The sequence below is a fragment of the Kineococcus deserti genome (assembly GCF_050871945.1).
Lineage (GTDB): Bacteria > Actinomycetota > Actinomycetes > Actinomycetales > Kineococcaceae > Kineococcus.
Genome location: NZ_JBJLSI010000009.1, coordinates 1 through 13,599, shown reverse-complemented (window position 1 = coordinate 13,599; position 13,599 = coordinate 1). Strand labels below are relative to the sequence as shown.

The 13,599-nt window shown below is 72.6% G+C and carries 11 protein-coding genes; 7 read left to right on the top strand and 4 right to left on the bottom strand.

Going from position 1 to position 13,599, the window contains the following annotated elements; all coding sequences use genetic code 11:
- Nucleotides 1-72: 72 nt before the first annotated feature.
- The 4 genes from leuA to ACRYR2_RS09385 all read left to right on the top strand — a co-directional run bounded on the left by leuA (nt 73) and on the right by ACRYR2_RS09385 (nt 5,444).
- The gene (gene leuA, locus ACRYR2_RS09400; RefSeq protein WP_432562594.1) at nt 73-1,800 is read left to right on the top strand and encodes a 2-isopropylmalate synthase; all 1,728 of its coding nucleotides are present in this window, start codon (nt 73-75) and stop codon (nt 1,798-1,800) included.
- A 152-nt stretch (nt 1,801-1,952) separates the two neighbouring features.
- Nucleotides 1,953-3,518 (top strand): GGDEF domain-containing protein, encoded by a 1,566-nt coding sequence (locus ACRYR2_RS09395; RefSeq protein WP_432562593.1) that lies wholly within the window; start codon nt 1,953-1,955, stop codon nt 3,516-3,518.
- Between the two features lie 35 nt (nt 3,519-3,553).
- Nucleotides 3,554-4,339 carry a DNA repair protein RecO gene (gene recO / locus ACRYR2_RS09390; RefSeq protein WP_432562592.1) on the top strand — a complete coding sequence of 262 codons (786 nt, stop codon included), beginning with the start codon at nt 3,554-3,556 and terminating at the stop codon, nt 4,337-4,339.
- A 22-nt stretch (nt 4,340-4,361) separates the two neighbouring features.
- Complete coding sequence (locus ACRYR2_RS09385; protein ID WP_432562734.1) at nt 4,362-5,444, top strand: serine hydrolase domain-containing protein; 1,083 nt, start codon at nt 4,362-4,364, stop codon at nt 5,442-5,444.
- A 1-nt stretch (nt 5,445) separates the two neighbouring features.
- Here the strand turns inward: ACRYR2_RS09385 and ACRYR2_RS09380 are convergent, their stop codons facing one another.
- Nucleotides 5,446-6,024 carry a histidine phosphatase family protein gene (locus tag ACRYR2_RS09380; protein WP_432562591.1) on the bottom strand — a complete coding sequence of 193 codons (579 nt, stop codon included), beginning with the start codon at nt 6,022-6,024 and terminating at the stop codon, nt 5,446-5,448.
- A 24-nt stretch (nt 6,025-6,048) separates the two neighbouring features.
- Here ACRYR2_RS09380 and ACRYR2_RS09375 point away from each other — a divergent pair, with 24 nt between their 5' ends.
- Entirely contained in the window at nt 6,049-6,870 is an 822-nt protein-coding gene (locus tag ACRYR2_RS09375; protein WP_432562590.1) for an isoprenyl transferase, read from the top strand.
- 73 nt (nt 6,871-6,943) lie between these two features.
- Here ACRYR2_RS09375 and ppc read toward each other — a convergent pair whose 3' ends face one another.
- A complete protein-coding gene (gene ppc, locus ACRYR2_RS09370) occupies nt 6,944-9,808 on the bottom strand; it encodes a phosphoenolpyruvate carboxylase (protein ID WP_432562589.1) in 2,865 nt (954 codons plus the stop codon).
- Nucleotides 9,809-9,999: 191 nt separating this feature from the next.
- Complete coding sequence (locus ACRYR2_RS09365) at nt 10,000-10,278, bottom strand: HU family DNA-binding protein (protein ID WP_432562588.1); 279 nt, start codon at nt 10,276-10,278, stop codon at nt 10,000-10,002.
- 147 nt (nt 10,279-10,425) lie between these two features.
- On the opposite strand from ACRYR2_RS09365, the gene ACRYR2_RS09360 reads away from it, so the two are divergent.
- The gene (locus ACRYR2_RS09360) at nt 10,426-11,475 is read left to right on the top strand and encodes a GTP-binding protein (RefSeq protein WP_432562587.1); all 1,050 of its coding nucleotides are present in this window, start codon (nt 10,426-10,428) and stop codon (nt 11,473-11,475) included.
- A gap of 61 nt (nt 11,476-11,536) precedes the next feature.
- On the opposite strand, the gene ACRYR2_RS09355 is transcribed toward ACRYR2_RS09360, so the two are convergent.
- The gene (locus ACRYR2_RS09355) at nt 11,537-11,938 is read right to left on the bottom strand and encodes a Fur family transcriptional regulator (RefSeq protein WP_432562586.1); all 402 of its coding nucleotides are present in this window, start codon (nt 11,936-11,938) and stop codon (nt 11,537-11,539) included.
- Between the two features lie 177 nt (nt 11,939-12,115).
- Between ACRYR2_RS09355 and ACRYR2_RS09350 the strand changes: the two genes are divergently transcribed.
- Nucleotides 12,116-13,498, top strand: a complete 1,383-nt coding sequence (locus tag ACRYR2_RS09350; RefSeq protein ID WP_432562585.1) for a glycine--tRNA ligase — start codon at nt 12,116-12,118, stop codon at nt 13,496-13,498.
- Nucleotides 13,499-13,599: the final 101 nt, after the last annotated feature.

The following is a 13,599-nucleotide window of genomic DNA, read 5'->3' as shown; positions in this document are numbered from 1 at the left end:
CCGGTCTCCCCGTCGCGGGACCTCGTCGTGCGCGCCGGCCGCCACAGCAGCCAGCCCCGTGAGGAGAAGACAGTGGAGAACACCCAGAAGCCCTCGGCCATGCCGTTCCACAAGTACCGGCCCTTCGGCGAGCAGATCGTCGTCGACCTGCCCGACCGCACCTGGCCGACGAAGACGATCACGCAGGCGCCGCGCTGGTGCGCCGTGGACCTGCGCGACGGCAACCAGGCCCTGATCGACCCGATGAACTCCGAGCGCAAGCTGCGGATGTTCACGCTGCTGGTGCAGATGGGCTACAAGGACATCGAGGTGGGTTTCCCCTCGGCCTCCCAGACCGACTTCGACTTCGTCCGCACGTTGATCGAGAACGACCTGATCCCCGACGACGTGCGCATCCAGGTGCTGACCCAGGCCCGTGAGCACCTCATCGAGCGCACCTACGAGTCCCTGCGCGGGGCCAAGCAGGCGATCGTCCACCTCTACAACTCCACCTCGGTGCTGCAGCGGCGCGTGGTCTTCGGGATGGACGAGGACGGCATCGTCGACCTGGCGCTGCAGGGGGCGCGGCTGTGCCGGAAGTTCGAGGAGACGATCCCGGACACGACGGTCTACTACGAGTACTCGCCGGAGTCCTACACGGGCACCGAGCTGGCGTTCGCCGCCCGCATCTGCAACGAGGTCGTCGAGGTCTTCGAGCCGACCCCCGAGCGCAAGGTCATCGTCAACCTGCCCGCCACGGTCGAGATGGCCACCCCCAACGTCTACGCCGACTCCATCGAGTGGATGTCGCGGCACCTGAACCACCGCGAGAACGTCATCCTGTCGCTGCACCCGCACAACGACCGCGGCACGGGAGTCGCTGCGGCGGAACTGGGGTACCTGGCCGGCGCCGACCGCATCGAGGGCTGCCTGTTCGGCAACGGCGAGCGCACCGGCAACGTCGACCTCGTCACGCTGGGCATGAACCTGTTCAGCCAGGGCATCGACCCGCAGATCGACTTCTCCGACATCGACCTCGTCCGCCGCACCGTGGAGCACTGCAACCAGCTGCCCGTCGGCGAGCGGGTGCCCTACGGCGGCGACCTGGTCTTCACGGCGTTCTCCGGCTCGCACCAGGACGCCATCAAGAAGGGCCTGGAGGCGATGGAGCGCGACGCGGCGGCCGCCGGGAAGACCGTCGACGAGATCGAGTGGGCCGTGCCCTACCTGCCCATCGACCCCAAGGACGTCGGCCGCTCCTACGAGGCCGTGATCCGGGTGAACTCCCAGTCCGGCAAGGGCGGGGTCGCCTACCTGCTGAAGGCCGAGCACCAGCTGGACCTGCCGCGCCGGCTGCAGATCGAGTTCTCCCGCGTCATCCAGGAGCGCACCGACGCCCAGGGCGGGGAGGTGTCCTCCGCGCAGATCTTCGACGTCTTCTCCGACGAGTACCTGCCCTCGAAGACGGGAACGCCGCAGTGGGGCCGATTCGCCTTGCGCGCCACCCGCTCGGTCAGCCAGGTCGACGGGGCCGACGTGCTGGAGGTCGACCTCCTGGACGGCGGCGCCGAGAACACCGTGCAGGGGACCGGCAACGGGCCCATCGCGGCGTTCTGCTCGGCGCTGGGCAGCCAGGGCGTCGACGTGCGGGTCCTGGACTACGCCGAGCACGCGCTGTCCGCCGGTGGCGACGCGCAGGCCGCGGCGTACGTCGAGTGCGCCGTCGACGGCCGCGTCCTGTGGGGCGTCGGCATCGACCACAACATCACGACGGCCTCGCTGAAGGCCATCGTCTCGGCGGTCAACCGCGCCCTGCGCTGATCGACGCAGCCCGTCGTGATCTTGCGCGGTGTACCGTGCGGGATCACGACGGGGATGTGGTTGAGCGTGCATCTAGAAGGTCCACCCCTCGCAACGACTCGCGGGCCGTTAAGATCAGTCACCACGAGTGATCAACGGGACGGAGGGGCACGGTGGGCACCGAGCTCGAACCCGTCAGTCCCTTCGGGGCGTTCGACGCGCTGGCGGAGTGGGCGCACAAGCTCTACCTCGACGGCTACGGCGAACGCGCCATCGTCGCCGCGCGCGAGGCGCTGGCCTTCTGCGAGGCCGCCGGCGACGAGCGCACCGCCCGGTACCTGCAGTTCATCAGCGGGGTCGCGTTGCACCAGCTCGGCCGTGCGGGCGAGGCCAGCGAGGAGGCCGGCCGCCTGCTGCGCCGGCTCGGCCCCGGCGTCGACCAGGTGTGGCGCGCCAAGGCGCTCGCCCTGCTCGCCGAGTCCCGCGTCGACCTGGGCATGACCGCGCTGGCGATGGACCACCTCGCCGAGGGGCAGCTCATCGTCGCCGCCCAGCCGATCCGCGGCTACGACCACCTGTCGGCCACCATGTCGGTCGCCCTGGCGCTCAACGCGCTGGCCCTGTTCGAACCGGCCGACGAGCTCATGGTCCAGATGCTGGCCCTGACGTTCCCGCCCGCCCGGGTCCGGCTCAACGTCGCCCAGGAGGCGGCCGTCCTGCAGGTCTCCTGGGGGGCGATGCTCGAGGTCGCCGGCCGCGGCGGGGAGGCCTGGCCGCACTACGCCGTCGCGCTCGCCCGGGTCGCGCGCATGCGCCGGCTGGCCCTGGAGACCGACTACCCCGAGATGGCCGCGCGCGCCGACGCCCTCGAGGCGTTCGTGCTGCAGCGCACCGGCGAGGCCGACCTCGCCCAGGCCCGGCTGCGACCCGCGATGGCCGCCTTCCGGCTGCGCGAGGAACTGGCCGAGACCCAGATCGCCCGCATCGCTGCGGCGACGGCGGCCTCCGACGCCGGTGACCGCGCCGGGGCCACCGAGCTGCTGAACGCGGTGCAGCGCGTGTCCTCGGCGACGCAGCTGGACGTGTGGGGGCTGACGGCCCTGGCCGTCCGCGCCCGCAACGCCGTGCGGCACGAAGGCCGCAGCGAGGCCGCCGACGCCCTCGAGCAGCTCGCGCAGGTGTCGCTGACCCGGCTGTGGGAGGACCGCGAGAGCCGGTTCGAGGCCCTGCAGGACCGCATCCGCCAGCGCGAGATGGCCGAGCAGCACGAACGCATCGGCCGCACCGCCCTGGTCGACCCCATGACGGGGCTGGGCAACCGGCGCCGCCTGCAGCAGGTGCTGGAACGGCCCGACCAGCGGTTCAGCGCCGTCCTGCTCGACGTCGACCGCTTCCGCGCCGTCAACGACGAGCACGGTCACGACACCGGTGACGCCGTTCTGCAGCGGATCGCCGACCTGGTGCAGCGCAACGTCTCCGACGACGACGTCGTGGTCCGCTACGGCGGCGACGAGTTCGTCGTCCTGGTGCCCGGCGGGGGAGCCGGGGCGGCGGCCACGGCCGAGAAGCTGCTCGAGGTCGTGCGCAAGGAACCCTGGCTGGAGATCTCCCTGGGGCTGCGGGTCACGGTGTCGGTCGGGCTGGCCGGTCCCGCCCCGGCCGCCGAGGCGCTCGCCGCCGCCGACCGGGCCTGCGCGCTGGCCAAGCGCTCGGGGCGCGACCGCCTGACCACCGCCTGAGCCGCAGTGTCGGAACCGGCGCCTACAGTGGCCCGGTGGCTGTCAGAGCGAGCGGGTCGAGCATCGGGGGAGCGAAGAGCTACCGCGACGAGGCCGTCGTCCTGCGCGCCACCAAGCTCGGTGAGGCCGACCGCATCGTCTCGCTGCTGACCCGCCACCACGGCCGGGTCCGCGCCGTGGCCAAGGGGGTGCGGCGCACGTCCTCGCGCTTCGGCGCCCGGCTCGAGCCGTTCACCTACGTCGACGTGCAGCTGCACCGCGGCCGGTCGCTGGACACCATCACCCAGGTCGACGTCATCGCGCCCTACGGGCAGGTGCTGGCCGCCGACTACGGCCTCTACACCGTCGGGCACGCCCTGCTGGAGACCGCCGAGCGGTTCACCGAGGTCGAACGGGAGAACGCCACCCAGCAGCACCTGCTGCTCGTCGGGGCGCTGCGGACGCTGACGCGCCGCGAGCACGACGCCCCGCTCGTCCTGGACGCCTACCTGCTGCGCTCGCTGGCCATCGCCGGGTACGCCGCGAGCTTCGCCGACTGCGCCCGCTGCGGCGAACCCGGACCGCACGCCGCGTTCCACGTCGCCGCCGGTGGCGCGGTGTGCACCCCCTGCCGGCCACCGGGCTCGGCCGCCCCCGACCCGCAGACCCTGGAGCTGCTGGCCGCGCTGCTCACCGGCGACTGGTCGGTCGCCGACGAGACCGAGGAGCGCTGCCGCAAGGAGGGCAGCGGCCTGGTCGCGGCGTTCCTGCAGTGGCACCTCGAACGCGGTATCCGCTCGCTGCGGCACGTCGAACGGGAGGAGTCGATGACTTCCCGCTGACCGCGCGGTCAGCAGTCCCGTGCTGACGGAACTGCTGGAGAGCTGGGTGCGCGAGGGCACCGTCGCCGGGGCGGTCGCCCTGGTCGATCGGGCCGGGGAGCAGGAGGTCGCCGCCGCCGGGGTCGCCGACCTCGCCACGGGACGCCCCGTGCGGCGGGACACGATCGTCCGCTACGCCTCGATCACCAAACCCGTGACCGCGGCCGCCGCGATGACCTTCGTCCAGGACGGGGCGCTGGGGCTCGAGGACCCGGTCGAGCGGTGGCTGCCGGAACTGCGCGGGGTGCGGGTGCTGCGCGAGCCCGGCGCCGGCCTGGACGACACGGTGCCCCCCGAGCGGCCGATCACCGTGACCGACGTGCTGACGTCGTGCTGCGGGTGGGGTTTCCCCTCGACGTTCGAGGGCGCCTGGGTGGAACGGCTGCTGACGTTGCAGCCCGGGCTGGAGATCGACCTGATGCAGCCGCCGGACCGCTGGATCGCGGACCTGGCCGCGGTGCCGTTGCGCCACCAGCCGGGGCAGGCGTTCCTGTACGGCACCAGCTACGACCTGCTGGGCGTCCTGCTGTCCCGGGTGGCCGGCCGGCCGTTCCCCGAGGTGGTCTCGGACCGCGTGCTGCGCCCTCTCGGCATGCGCGACGCGGGTTTCCACGTGACCGACCTGGACCGGTTCTGCGCCGCCTACCGGTCGACCGGGAACGGTCTGGAACCGACCGACTCCGCCGACGGCCGGTGGGGCGCGCCGCCGGCGTTCCCCTCGGGAGCCGGTGGGCTCGTGGGAACCCTCGACGACTGGTACGCCTTCGCCCGCGAACTCCTCGTCCCCGGACGTGTCCTGTCCCCGGAGTCGGTACGGCTCATGACGACGAACCACCTCGGCCAGGGGCAGCGCCGGGAGGGGGAGTTGTTCCTCCAGGCCGAGGGGTGGGGTTTCGGCGGTTCGGTGCACCCGGACACCGGGCGGTACGGCTGGGTCGGCGGATCGGGCACCAGCGCGCACGTCGTCCCCACCACGGCGACCGTGGGGATCCTGCTGACGCAGACCGAGTTCGGTTCGCCCGTGACGCCGGCGTTCCTGGAGGAGTTCTGGAGCTGCGCCTTCTGACTCAGGCCTTCTGGGGTTCCCGGGCCAGCCGCCAGTCGTCCCCCGAACCCTCGACGAGCACCGACGTCGCGTTGGCCAGCCGCGGCAGTTCGACGCCCACCAGACCGTCGACGGTGCCGCGGATGAAGGTGCCGTGGGCCACGACGATGAGCGGGTCGTCGCCGTGCTCGGCACGCAGCCGGCGCAACGCCCCGGCGCCGCGGGCGGCCAGGTCCGCCCAGGACTCCTGACCGGGGCGCTCGCCGTCCGGGAACCGCGCGGCCAGGTCCTCGCGGTCGCCGCCCTCGGCCTGCCCGAAGTCGCGTTCGACCAGGTCGTCGTGCGGCGCGAGCAGTTCGAGGTCCAGGACGTCGGCGATGATCTGCGCGGTCTCGCGCGCCCGCGACAGCGGGGAGGACGTGATCGCCACCCAGCCCTGGCCGACGAGCTGACGGGCCAGGTCGAGGGCCTGGGCGCGGCCGGTGTCGTTGAGCGGGATGTCGGTGCGGCCCTGCAGCCTGCCGTCGCGGTTCCAGTCGGTCTCGCCGTGGCGGACCAGTGCCGTGAGGGGGAGAGGTGTGTGGGCGTGCACGTGGTGCATCGTCTCACCTGGCACCCTGGGTCCGTGCCAGGTCTTCGTCGTGCCGCCAGCCGTCCCGAGCCGCGGGAGGTGGTCGCGCCGCCGCCGCACCCGTCCGGGGCGCGGCCGCCGCAGCTGCCCGCCGACCTGGTCCCCCAGCACGTGGCGATCGTCATGGACGGCAACGGCCGGTGGGCCAACCAGCGGGGCCTGTCGCGCATCGAGGGCCACAAGATGGGCGAGGCGTCGCTGCTGGACGTCGTCGCCGGAGCCGTCGAGATCGGCGTGACGCACGTGTCGGCGTACGCGTTCTCCACCGAGAACTGGAAGCGCAGCCCCGACGAGGTCCGCTTCCTCATGGGGTTCAACCGCGACGTCATCCGCCGGCGGCGCGACGTCATGAACTCCTGGGGCGTCCGGGTGCGCTGGGCGGGACGTCGTCCCCGGTTGTGGCGCAGCGTGATCAACGAACTCGAGGCCGCCGAGGAACTCACCAAGGACAACACGGTCTGCACGTTGACGATGTGCGTGAACTACGGCGGCCGGGCCGAGCTGGCCGACGCCGCGCGCCTCATCGCCCTCGACGTCGCCGCCGGCAAGCTGAACCCGGACAAGGTCGACGAGAAGACCGTCGCGAAGTACCTCGACGAACCCGACATGCCCGACGTGGACCTGTTCTGGCGGTCCTCGGGCGAGCAGCGGACGTCGGGTTTCCTGCCGTGGCAGTCGGCGTACGCGGAGATGGTGTTCTCCGACGTCCTGTGGCCCGACGTGGACCGGTTGGCGCTGTGGAAGGCGATCGAGACCTACGCGACGCGCAACCGGCGCTACGGCGGCGCCGCGGACACCCCGACGCCGGCCCCCTGAGAGCGGACCGTCGACGCATCCGGCCGGACCTACCGGCCCGATGCGTCAACGGTCCGAACCCGGGCCACGCGCGTCAGCCCGTGTTGCGCATCCCCGCGGCGATGCCGTTGATCGTCAGCAGCAGTGCGCGGCGCAGCGCGGGGTCGACGTCCTGACCGCTGGCGCGGGAACGGGCCAGCAGCGAGACCTGCAGCGCGTGCAGGGGGGCCAGGTAGGCGTCGCGCAGTTCCAGCGTCCGCTTCAGGACCGGGGAGGACTGCAGGAGCTCGTCCTGGCCGGTGAGCCAGAGGATCTGCTCCAGCGTCGTGGCGTGCTCGGCGCGGATGGTGTCGAAGGCGTCGCGGGCCTCGGGGGCCACGAGTTCCTCGACGTAGTGCGCGGCGATCCCGAGGTCGGTCTTGGCCAGCGTCATCTGCACGTTGGACACGAAGCTGCGGAAGAAGTTCCAGTCCGCGTACATCGCGCGCAGGTCCTCGCCGTGGCCGGCTGCGCGGGCGGCCTCCAGGCCCGAGCCGACGCCGAACCAGCCGGGGACGTTGATGCGGCTCTGGGTCCAGCCGAAGACCCACGGGATGGCCCGCAGGTCCTCCAGGCCGCCGGTGCCGCCGGGGCGGCGGGAGGGCCGGGAGCCGATGTTGAGGTTGCCGAGCTCCTCGACCGGGGTGGCGGACAGGAAGAACGGCACCAGGCCCGGGTCGCGGACCAGGGCGCGGTAGGCCTCCTGGCCCTTGGCGGCCACCACGGACATCGTCTCGTCCCAGCCCTGCAGCGTCTCCCCGGCCTGCAGCGGTGCGCGGTGCAGCGTGGAGGCTTCGAGCGCGGCCGACAGGGCCACCTCCAGGTTGTGCCGGGCCAGGCGCGGCTGGACGTACTTGTCGGAGATCACCTCGCCCTGCTCGGTGACCTTGATCGGGCCGTCGAGGGTTCCGTACGGCTGGGCCAGGATCGCCTCGCCGGTGGGGCCGCCGCCGCGGCCGACGGAACCGCCGCGGCCGTGGAACAGGCGCAACGTCACCCCGTGCCGGGCCGCGACGTCGCGCAGTGCGCGCTGGGCGCGGTGGATCTGCCAGCGCGAGGCGGCGATCCCGGCGTCCTTGGAGGAGTCGGAGTAGCCGAGCATGATCTCCTGCACGTCACCGCGGGCGGCGACGACGCGGCGGTAGGAGGGGTCGGACAGCAGCCCCTCGAGCAGTTCCTCGGCGTTCTCCAGCTCGGTGACCGTCTCGAACAGCGGCGCGAAACCGATGCGCGCGACGTCGTTCGCCCCGGGCGTCTCGGCCAGGTCGACCAGACCCACCTCGCGGGCCAGGACGACGACGGCGAACAGGTCGTCGATGCCCTTGGTCATCGAGACGATGTAGGTCTCGATGACGTCGTCGCCGTAACGGTCCAGCGAGGTGCGGATGGTCGAGAAGAGCTGCACCACCTTGGCCGGCGTGCCGGTCAGGGTGCGCGCGGCCGCGCCGATGAGCGGGCGGTGCCCGGTGAGCTCCTTCGACAGCAGCTTGGTCCGCGCGGCCCGGTCGAGGTCGGCGTAGGGGGTGATCAGTTCGCCGAGCCGGTCGTAGATCGCGGCCAGCGCCGTGTGGTGCTTTCCGGCGTCCTCCCGCACGTCCAGGGTGGCCAGGCCGAAGCCGACGGCGCGGGTCACGCGCAGCAGGCGGGCGACGGCGCCGTCGGCGACGAGCTCGCCGTCGTTGGCGCGCAACGACTCCTGCAGCATCCGGATGTCGGCCGTGTACTCCTGGACCGAGGAGTAGTCGCGGCCGGGCACGTGCTCGGCGCCGCTGTGCAGCCGGGCGCGGGTGCCCTCCAGGCGGGCCAGCACGTACGACAGCTTGAAGCGGTAGGGCTCCTCGCCGTTGAGGTGCTCGCGCGCCGCGCGCACCTCGGGCAGGACCTCCGCGTCGGCCTCCAGGGAGCTCAGCAGTTCCTCGGAGAACCCGACGATCTGGGTGGAGGCGGCGAGCTCGGTCATGAGGTCGCGGGTCGCGGCGCTCAGGACGTCGAGGGCGGCGTCGTGCTGCATCGCGAGCACCTCGGCCGTCACCTCGGGGGTGACGTTGGGGTTGCCGTCGCGGTCGCCGCCGACCCAGTTGCCGAACCGCAGCGGCTGGGCGTCGGCCGGCAGCTCCAGGCCGAGGTCGGCCAGCCCCACGGCGAGGTCCTCGAGCAGGTCGGGCAGGACGGTGGAGGTGAGGTTGCGCAGGTAGTGCAGCGCCGAGCGGGCCTCGTCGGTGGGGCGGGGACGCAGGACGCGCAGTTCGTCGGTCTGCCACAGCTCGTCGACCAGTTCGGCCAGCCGGCGCTGACCGCGCTGGGCGTCGAGGGGACGCTGGGAGGTGTCCTCCGACGCCTCGACGATGGTGGTGATGCGCAGCAGCAGGTCCAGGACCGAGCGGCGGCTGGACTCGGTGGGGTGGGCCGTGAAGACCGGCCGCAGCTGCAGGCGCCCGAGGATCTCCTGGGCCGTGGCGCGGTCCAGGTCGCCGGAGCGCACGGCGTCGCCGAGCCGTTCCAGGGCACCGTCCAGGCCGCCGGTGGAGGCCCGCGACAGCTCCAGGCCGCGGTGCAGCTGCTCGGAGGCGTTGGCCAGCTGGAAGTAGGCCGTGAAGGCCCGGGCCAGGTTGATCGCGGTCGCGTCGTCCACGCCCGACAGCAGCTTGGCCAGTTCGGCGCCGTCGTCGGGGCGGCGGGCCAGGGCCCGGACCTGCTCGACGAGGTCGAGGAGCTCACGGCCCTCGTGCCGCGTCAGGGACGCCCCGAGCAGCTCACCGAGCTTGCGGACCGAGGCGCGCAGCGCCGCGTGGCCCTCGTCGGAGGAGACGCCGTCGGTGGCCAGCACGTCGGCGGACGTGCGTACCGGGCCGTCCCCGGGACCGGTCACGCCGGTGGCCTCGTCCAGGCCATCGCCCAGGCCCTCGTCCACGCTCGTCATGCGACGCCTCGCCTCCCTGCCGGTGCCCGGGGGTCGACGCTGACTCCGAGTGCACGTGCTGACTTCCCTTGCTGTGTCGATTGTCACAGCACCGCTCGCGGGCGAGCAGCGGGGGCAGTCTTGCGCGTTCGCCGCTCTGGACGAAAACCGGGGGAGGCGGGCGTGCGTGTCGCCGCTGTCCGGCGGGCCGGTCAGTTGCCGGCGGCGGCCGCCTTCAGCTTGGAACCGGCGGTGAGCTTGGCGCCGAAGGACGCGGCGATCTCCATGGTCTCGCCGGTGCGCGGGTTGCGGCCGGTGCGGGCGGCGCGCTCGACGCGCTCCACGGTCAGCAGGCCGGGGACCTTGACGGCCTCGCCCTTGGCGACGGCCTCGACGAGGACGTCACCCAGCGCGTTGAGCATCGAGTCGGCGTCGGACTGCGTCAGCCCGGCGCGCTGCGCGACGGCGGTGACCAGTTCGGAGCGGTTCACAGGTTCTCCCTGGGTCTTTGGGGCGGTGGTCGGGCCCTGACGTTACCTGTGGTCACTGCTCGTGCTCAGCACGTGGCAGCGCTCGGGGCGCGTCGGGCGTCTGCTAGCGTCACCCTACTGAGAACGAATCTCAAGAAGGAGCGTGCTGTGAGACTCCCGGTGACCGTGCTGACCTCGATGGACCCCGTGCTGCGCGACAGTGCGACCGCAGCCGCCCTGTGGGGCGAGCCGGGCACCGTGCTGCTGCGCTACGACGTGTCGCCGCAGTCGCTGCGCCGGCTGGTGAGCGAGTTCGGGCAGGTCCTCGAGGACGTCCGCGTGCCGCTGGAGCACGCCTGCCTGGGCTGCACCCTGCGCGAGGACGTCCTGCCGACCCTCGCGGCCATCGCCCGCAGCGGCCGCTTCGCCCGGCTCGTGCTGGCCCTGCCGGTGGCGGCCGAACCACTGCCCGCGCTGCAGGCGCTCGCGCTGGACGAGGAGGTCGGCGAACTGGTGTCGGTGACCGGCGTCGTCACCGTCTGCTCCGGCCCGGACCTGCTGGTGGACCTGCTCGGTGACGAGCTGCTGGCCGACCGGTTCCCGCACGACGACGACCGCGCCGTGGGCGAGGTGCTCGCCCACCAGCTCGACGAGGCCGACCTCGTGCTCGTCGAGGGCCACCTGCCGCAGCGGTCGGCCGTGCTGCTCGAGCACGTCACCGCCCCGGGGTGCGTCGTGGCCGACCTGCTGGCCGCCGACGCCGCCGACGTGCTCGCCGGACGTCGCCCCGCCGCGGCGCAACCGTCGCCGCGCAGCGACCCGCGCGCCGCCCGGCCCAGCGGCGCGGGAGACCGGCTGGGGGTGTTCACCCTCGACCTGCGGACTGCGGCGGGACTGCACCCCCAGCGCCTGCTCGACGAGATCGAGGCCGTCGGCGCGGGCCGGCTGCGGGCCCGCGGGGTGTTCTGGGTCCCCTCGCGACCGGGGGTCGTGTGCGCCTGGGACGGCGCCGGCGGTCAGCTGAGCATCGGCGCGATCGGGCAGTGGGACACCTCGCGCGGTGAACGTGCGCAGACCCGGCTCGTCGTCACCGGTGTCGACGAGGGCGACGCCGAGCGGGTCAGCGCCGCGTTCGGACGGATCCTCGCGACACCGGCCGAGGCCCGGGGCTGGAAGGCCGCCCAGGACGGCCTGGAACCGTGGCTGGGCCAGCGCTGAGCCCACCCGGCCCCCGCCGGGCCGGGGAGGCCGGGGAGGCCGGGGAGGCCGGGGAGCGGGCTCAGGCCTTGGCGCTGCAGTCGGCGCAGACGCCGAAGACCTCGACGACGTGCTGGACGGCCGTGAAACCGTGCTCGGCCCCGACGCGCTTGGCCCAGGCCTCGACCTGGGGACCCTCGACCTCGACGGTCGCGCCGCAGCGGCGGCACACGAGGTGGTGGTGGTGACCGGTGCTGCACCGGCGGTAGACGGCCTCGCCGCCGTCGTCGGTGCGCAGGACGTCGACGTCGCCGTCCTCGGCCAGGACCTGCAGGGCGCGGTAGACGGTGGCCAGGCCGACGTTCTCGCCGCGCTCGCGCAGCCTGGCGTGCAGGTCCTGGGCCGACAGGAACGCGTCGGCCTCGTCCAGGACCGCGGACACGGCCGAACGCTGCTTGGTCGACCGACGGGCTGGCGCCGACACGGCTGGTCGTCCTCCTTCGTCCGCCCCCGCTCGCACCGGGAGAGTCAGGTCACCCTACGTCGTCGCCGGGGGACGTGTGACCGGTCGGCGCGGTTGTGCGCTCAGCGCGTAACCTCTCCTCGCGTGCGCGGACCCCGCGCCGCACCGCCGACACCCAGCCGGACAGGAGACCCCAGCGTGGCCACTTCCCGCCTCGACGCCGTCATCAACCTCGCCAAGCGGCGCGGTTTCGTCTTCCCCGCGGGGGAGATCTACGGGGGCACCCGGTCGGCGTGGGACTACGGCCCGCTCGGCGTGGAGCTGAAGGAGAACATCAAGCGCCAGTGGTGGCGCACGATGGTCTCCTCCCGCGACGACGTCGTGGGCCTGGACTCCTCGGTCATCCTGCCCCGCAAGGTGTGGGAGGCCTCCGGTCACGTCGAGGTCTTCACCGACCCGCTGGTCGAGTCGCTGCAGACCCACAAGCGCTACCGCGCCGACCACCTGCTGGAGGCCTACGAGGCCAAGCACGGTCACCCGCCGGCGAACGGCCTGGCCGACGTGCCGGACCCGGACACCGGCGTGCGCGGGCAGTGGACCGAACCCCGCAACTTCTCCGGGCTCATGAAGACCTACCTCGGTGCGGTCGACGACGAGGAGGGCCTGCACTACCTGCGCCCCGAGACCGCCCAGGGCATCTTCGTGAACTTCGCCAACGTCATGGGTTCGGCCCGCAAGAAGCCGCCGTTCGGCATCGGCCAGATCGGCAAGAGCTTCCGCAACGAGATCACCCCCGGCAACTTCATCTTCCGCACCCGCGAGTTCGAGCAGATGGAGATGGAGTTCTTCGTCGAGCCCGGCACCGACGAGCAGTGGCACCAGTACTGGCTCGACGAGCGCATGTCCTGGTACACCGGCCTGGGCGTCGACCCCGGCAACCTGCGGTTCTTCGAGCACCCGGCCGAGAAGCTGTCGCACTACTCCAAGCGGACCGTGGACATCGAGTACCGCTTCGGGTTCCAGGGTTCGGAGTGGGGCGAGCTCGAGGGCATCGCCAACCGCACCGACTACGACCTGTCGACGCACTCGAAGGAATCGGGCGTGGACCTGTCGTACTTCGACCAGACCAAGGGTGAACGCTGGGTCCCCTACGTCATCGAACCCGCCGCCGGCCTGACCCGCTCCCTCATGGCGTTCCTCGTCGACGCCTACACCGAGGACGAGGCCCCGAACACCAAGGGCGGCGTGGACAAGCGCACCGTGCTGCGGCTGGACCACCGCCTGGCCCCGGTCAAGGCCGCGGTGTTCCCGTTGTCGCGCAACGAGCAGCTCTCGCCCAAGGCGCGCGACCTGGCGGCCGAGCTGCGCAAGCACTGGAACGTCGAGTTCGACGACGCCGGCGCCATCGGCCGCCGCTACCGCCGCCACGACGAGGTCGGCACGCCGTACTGCATCACGGTCGACTTCGACACCCTCGAGGACGAGGCCGTGACCATCCGCGAACGCGACTCCATGGCGCAGGAGCGCGTGGGCCTGTCGCAGGTCACCGGCTGGCTGGCCGCGCGGCTCATCGGCGCCTGAACCACCCCGGACGGCCGGACCCCCGCGCGGGTCGAAACCGACGACGTCGAAGTGGTCACGAACGTCGGCGGACAGGACGCTCTCCGCGGTGCGCGCGTACT

Coding starts and splice junctions, on each gene's coding strand:
- ACRYR2_RS09380 (WP_432562591.1), bottom strand. CDS start 6,024: ATGCACCACGTGCACGCCCACACACCTCTCCCCCTCACGGCACTGGTC.
- ppc (WP_432562589.1), bottom strand. CDS start 9,808: ATGACGAGCGTGGACGAGGGCCTGGGCGATGGCCTGGACGAGGCCACC.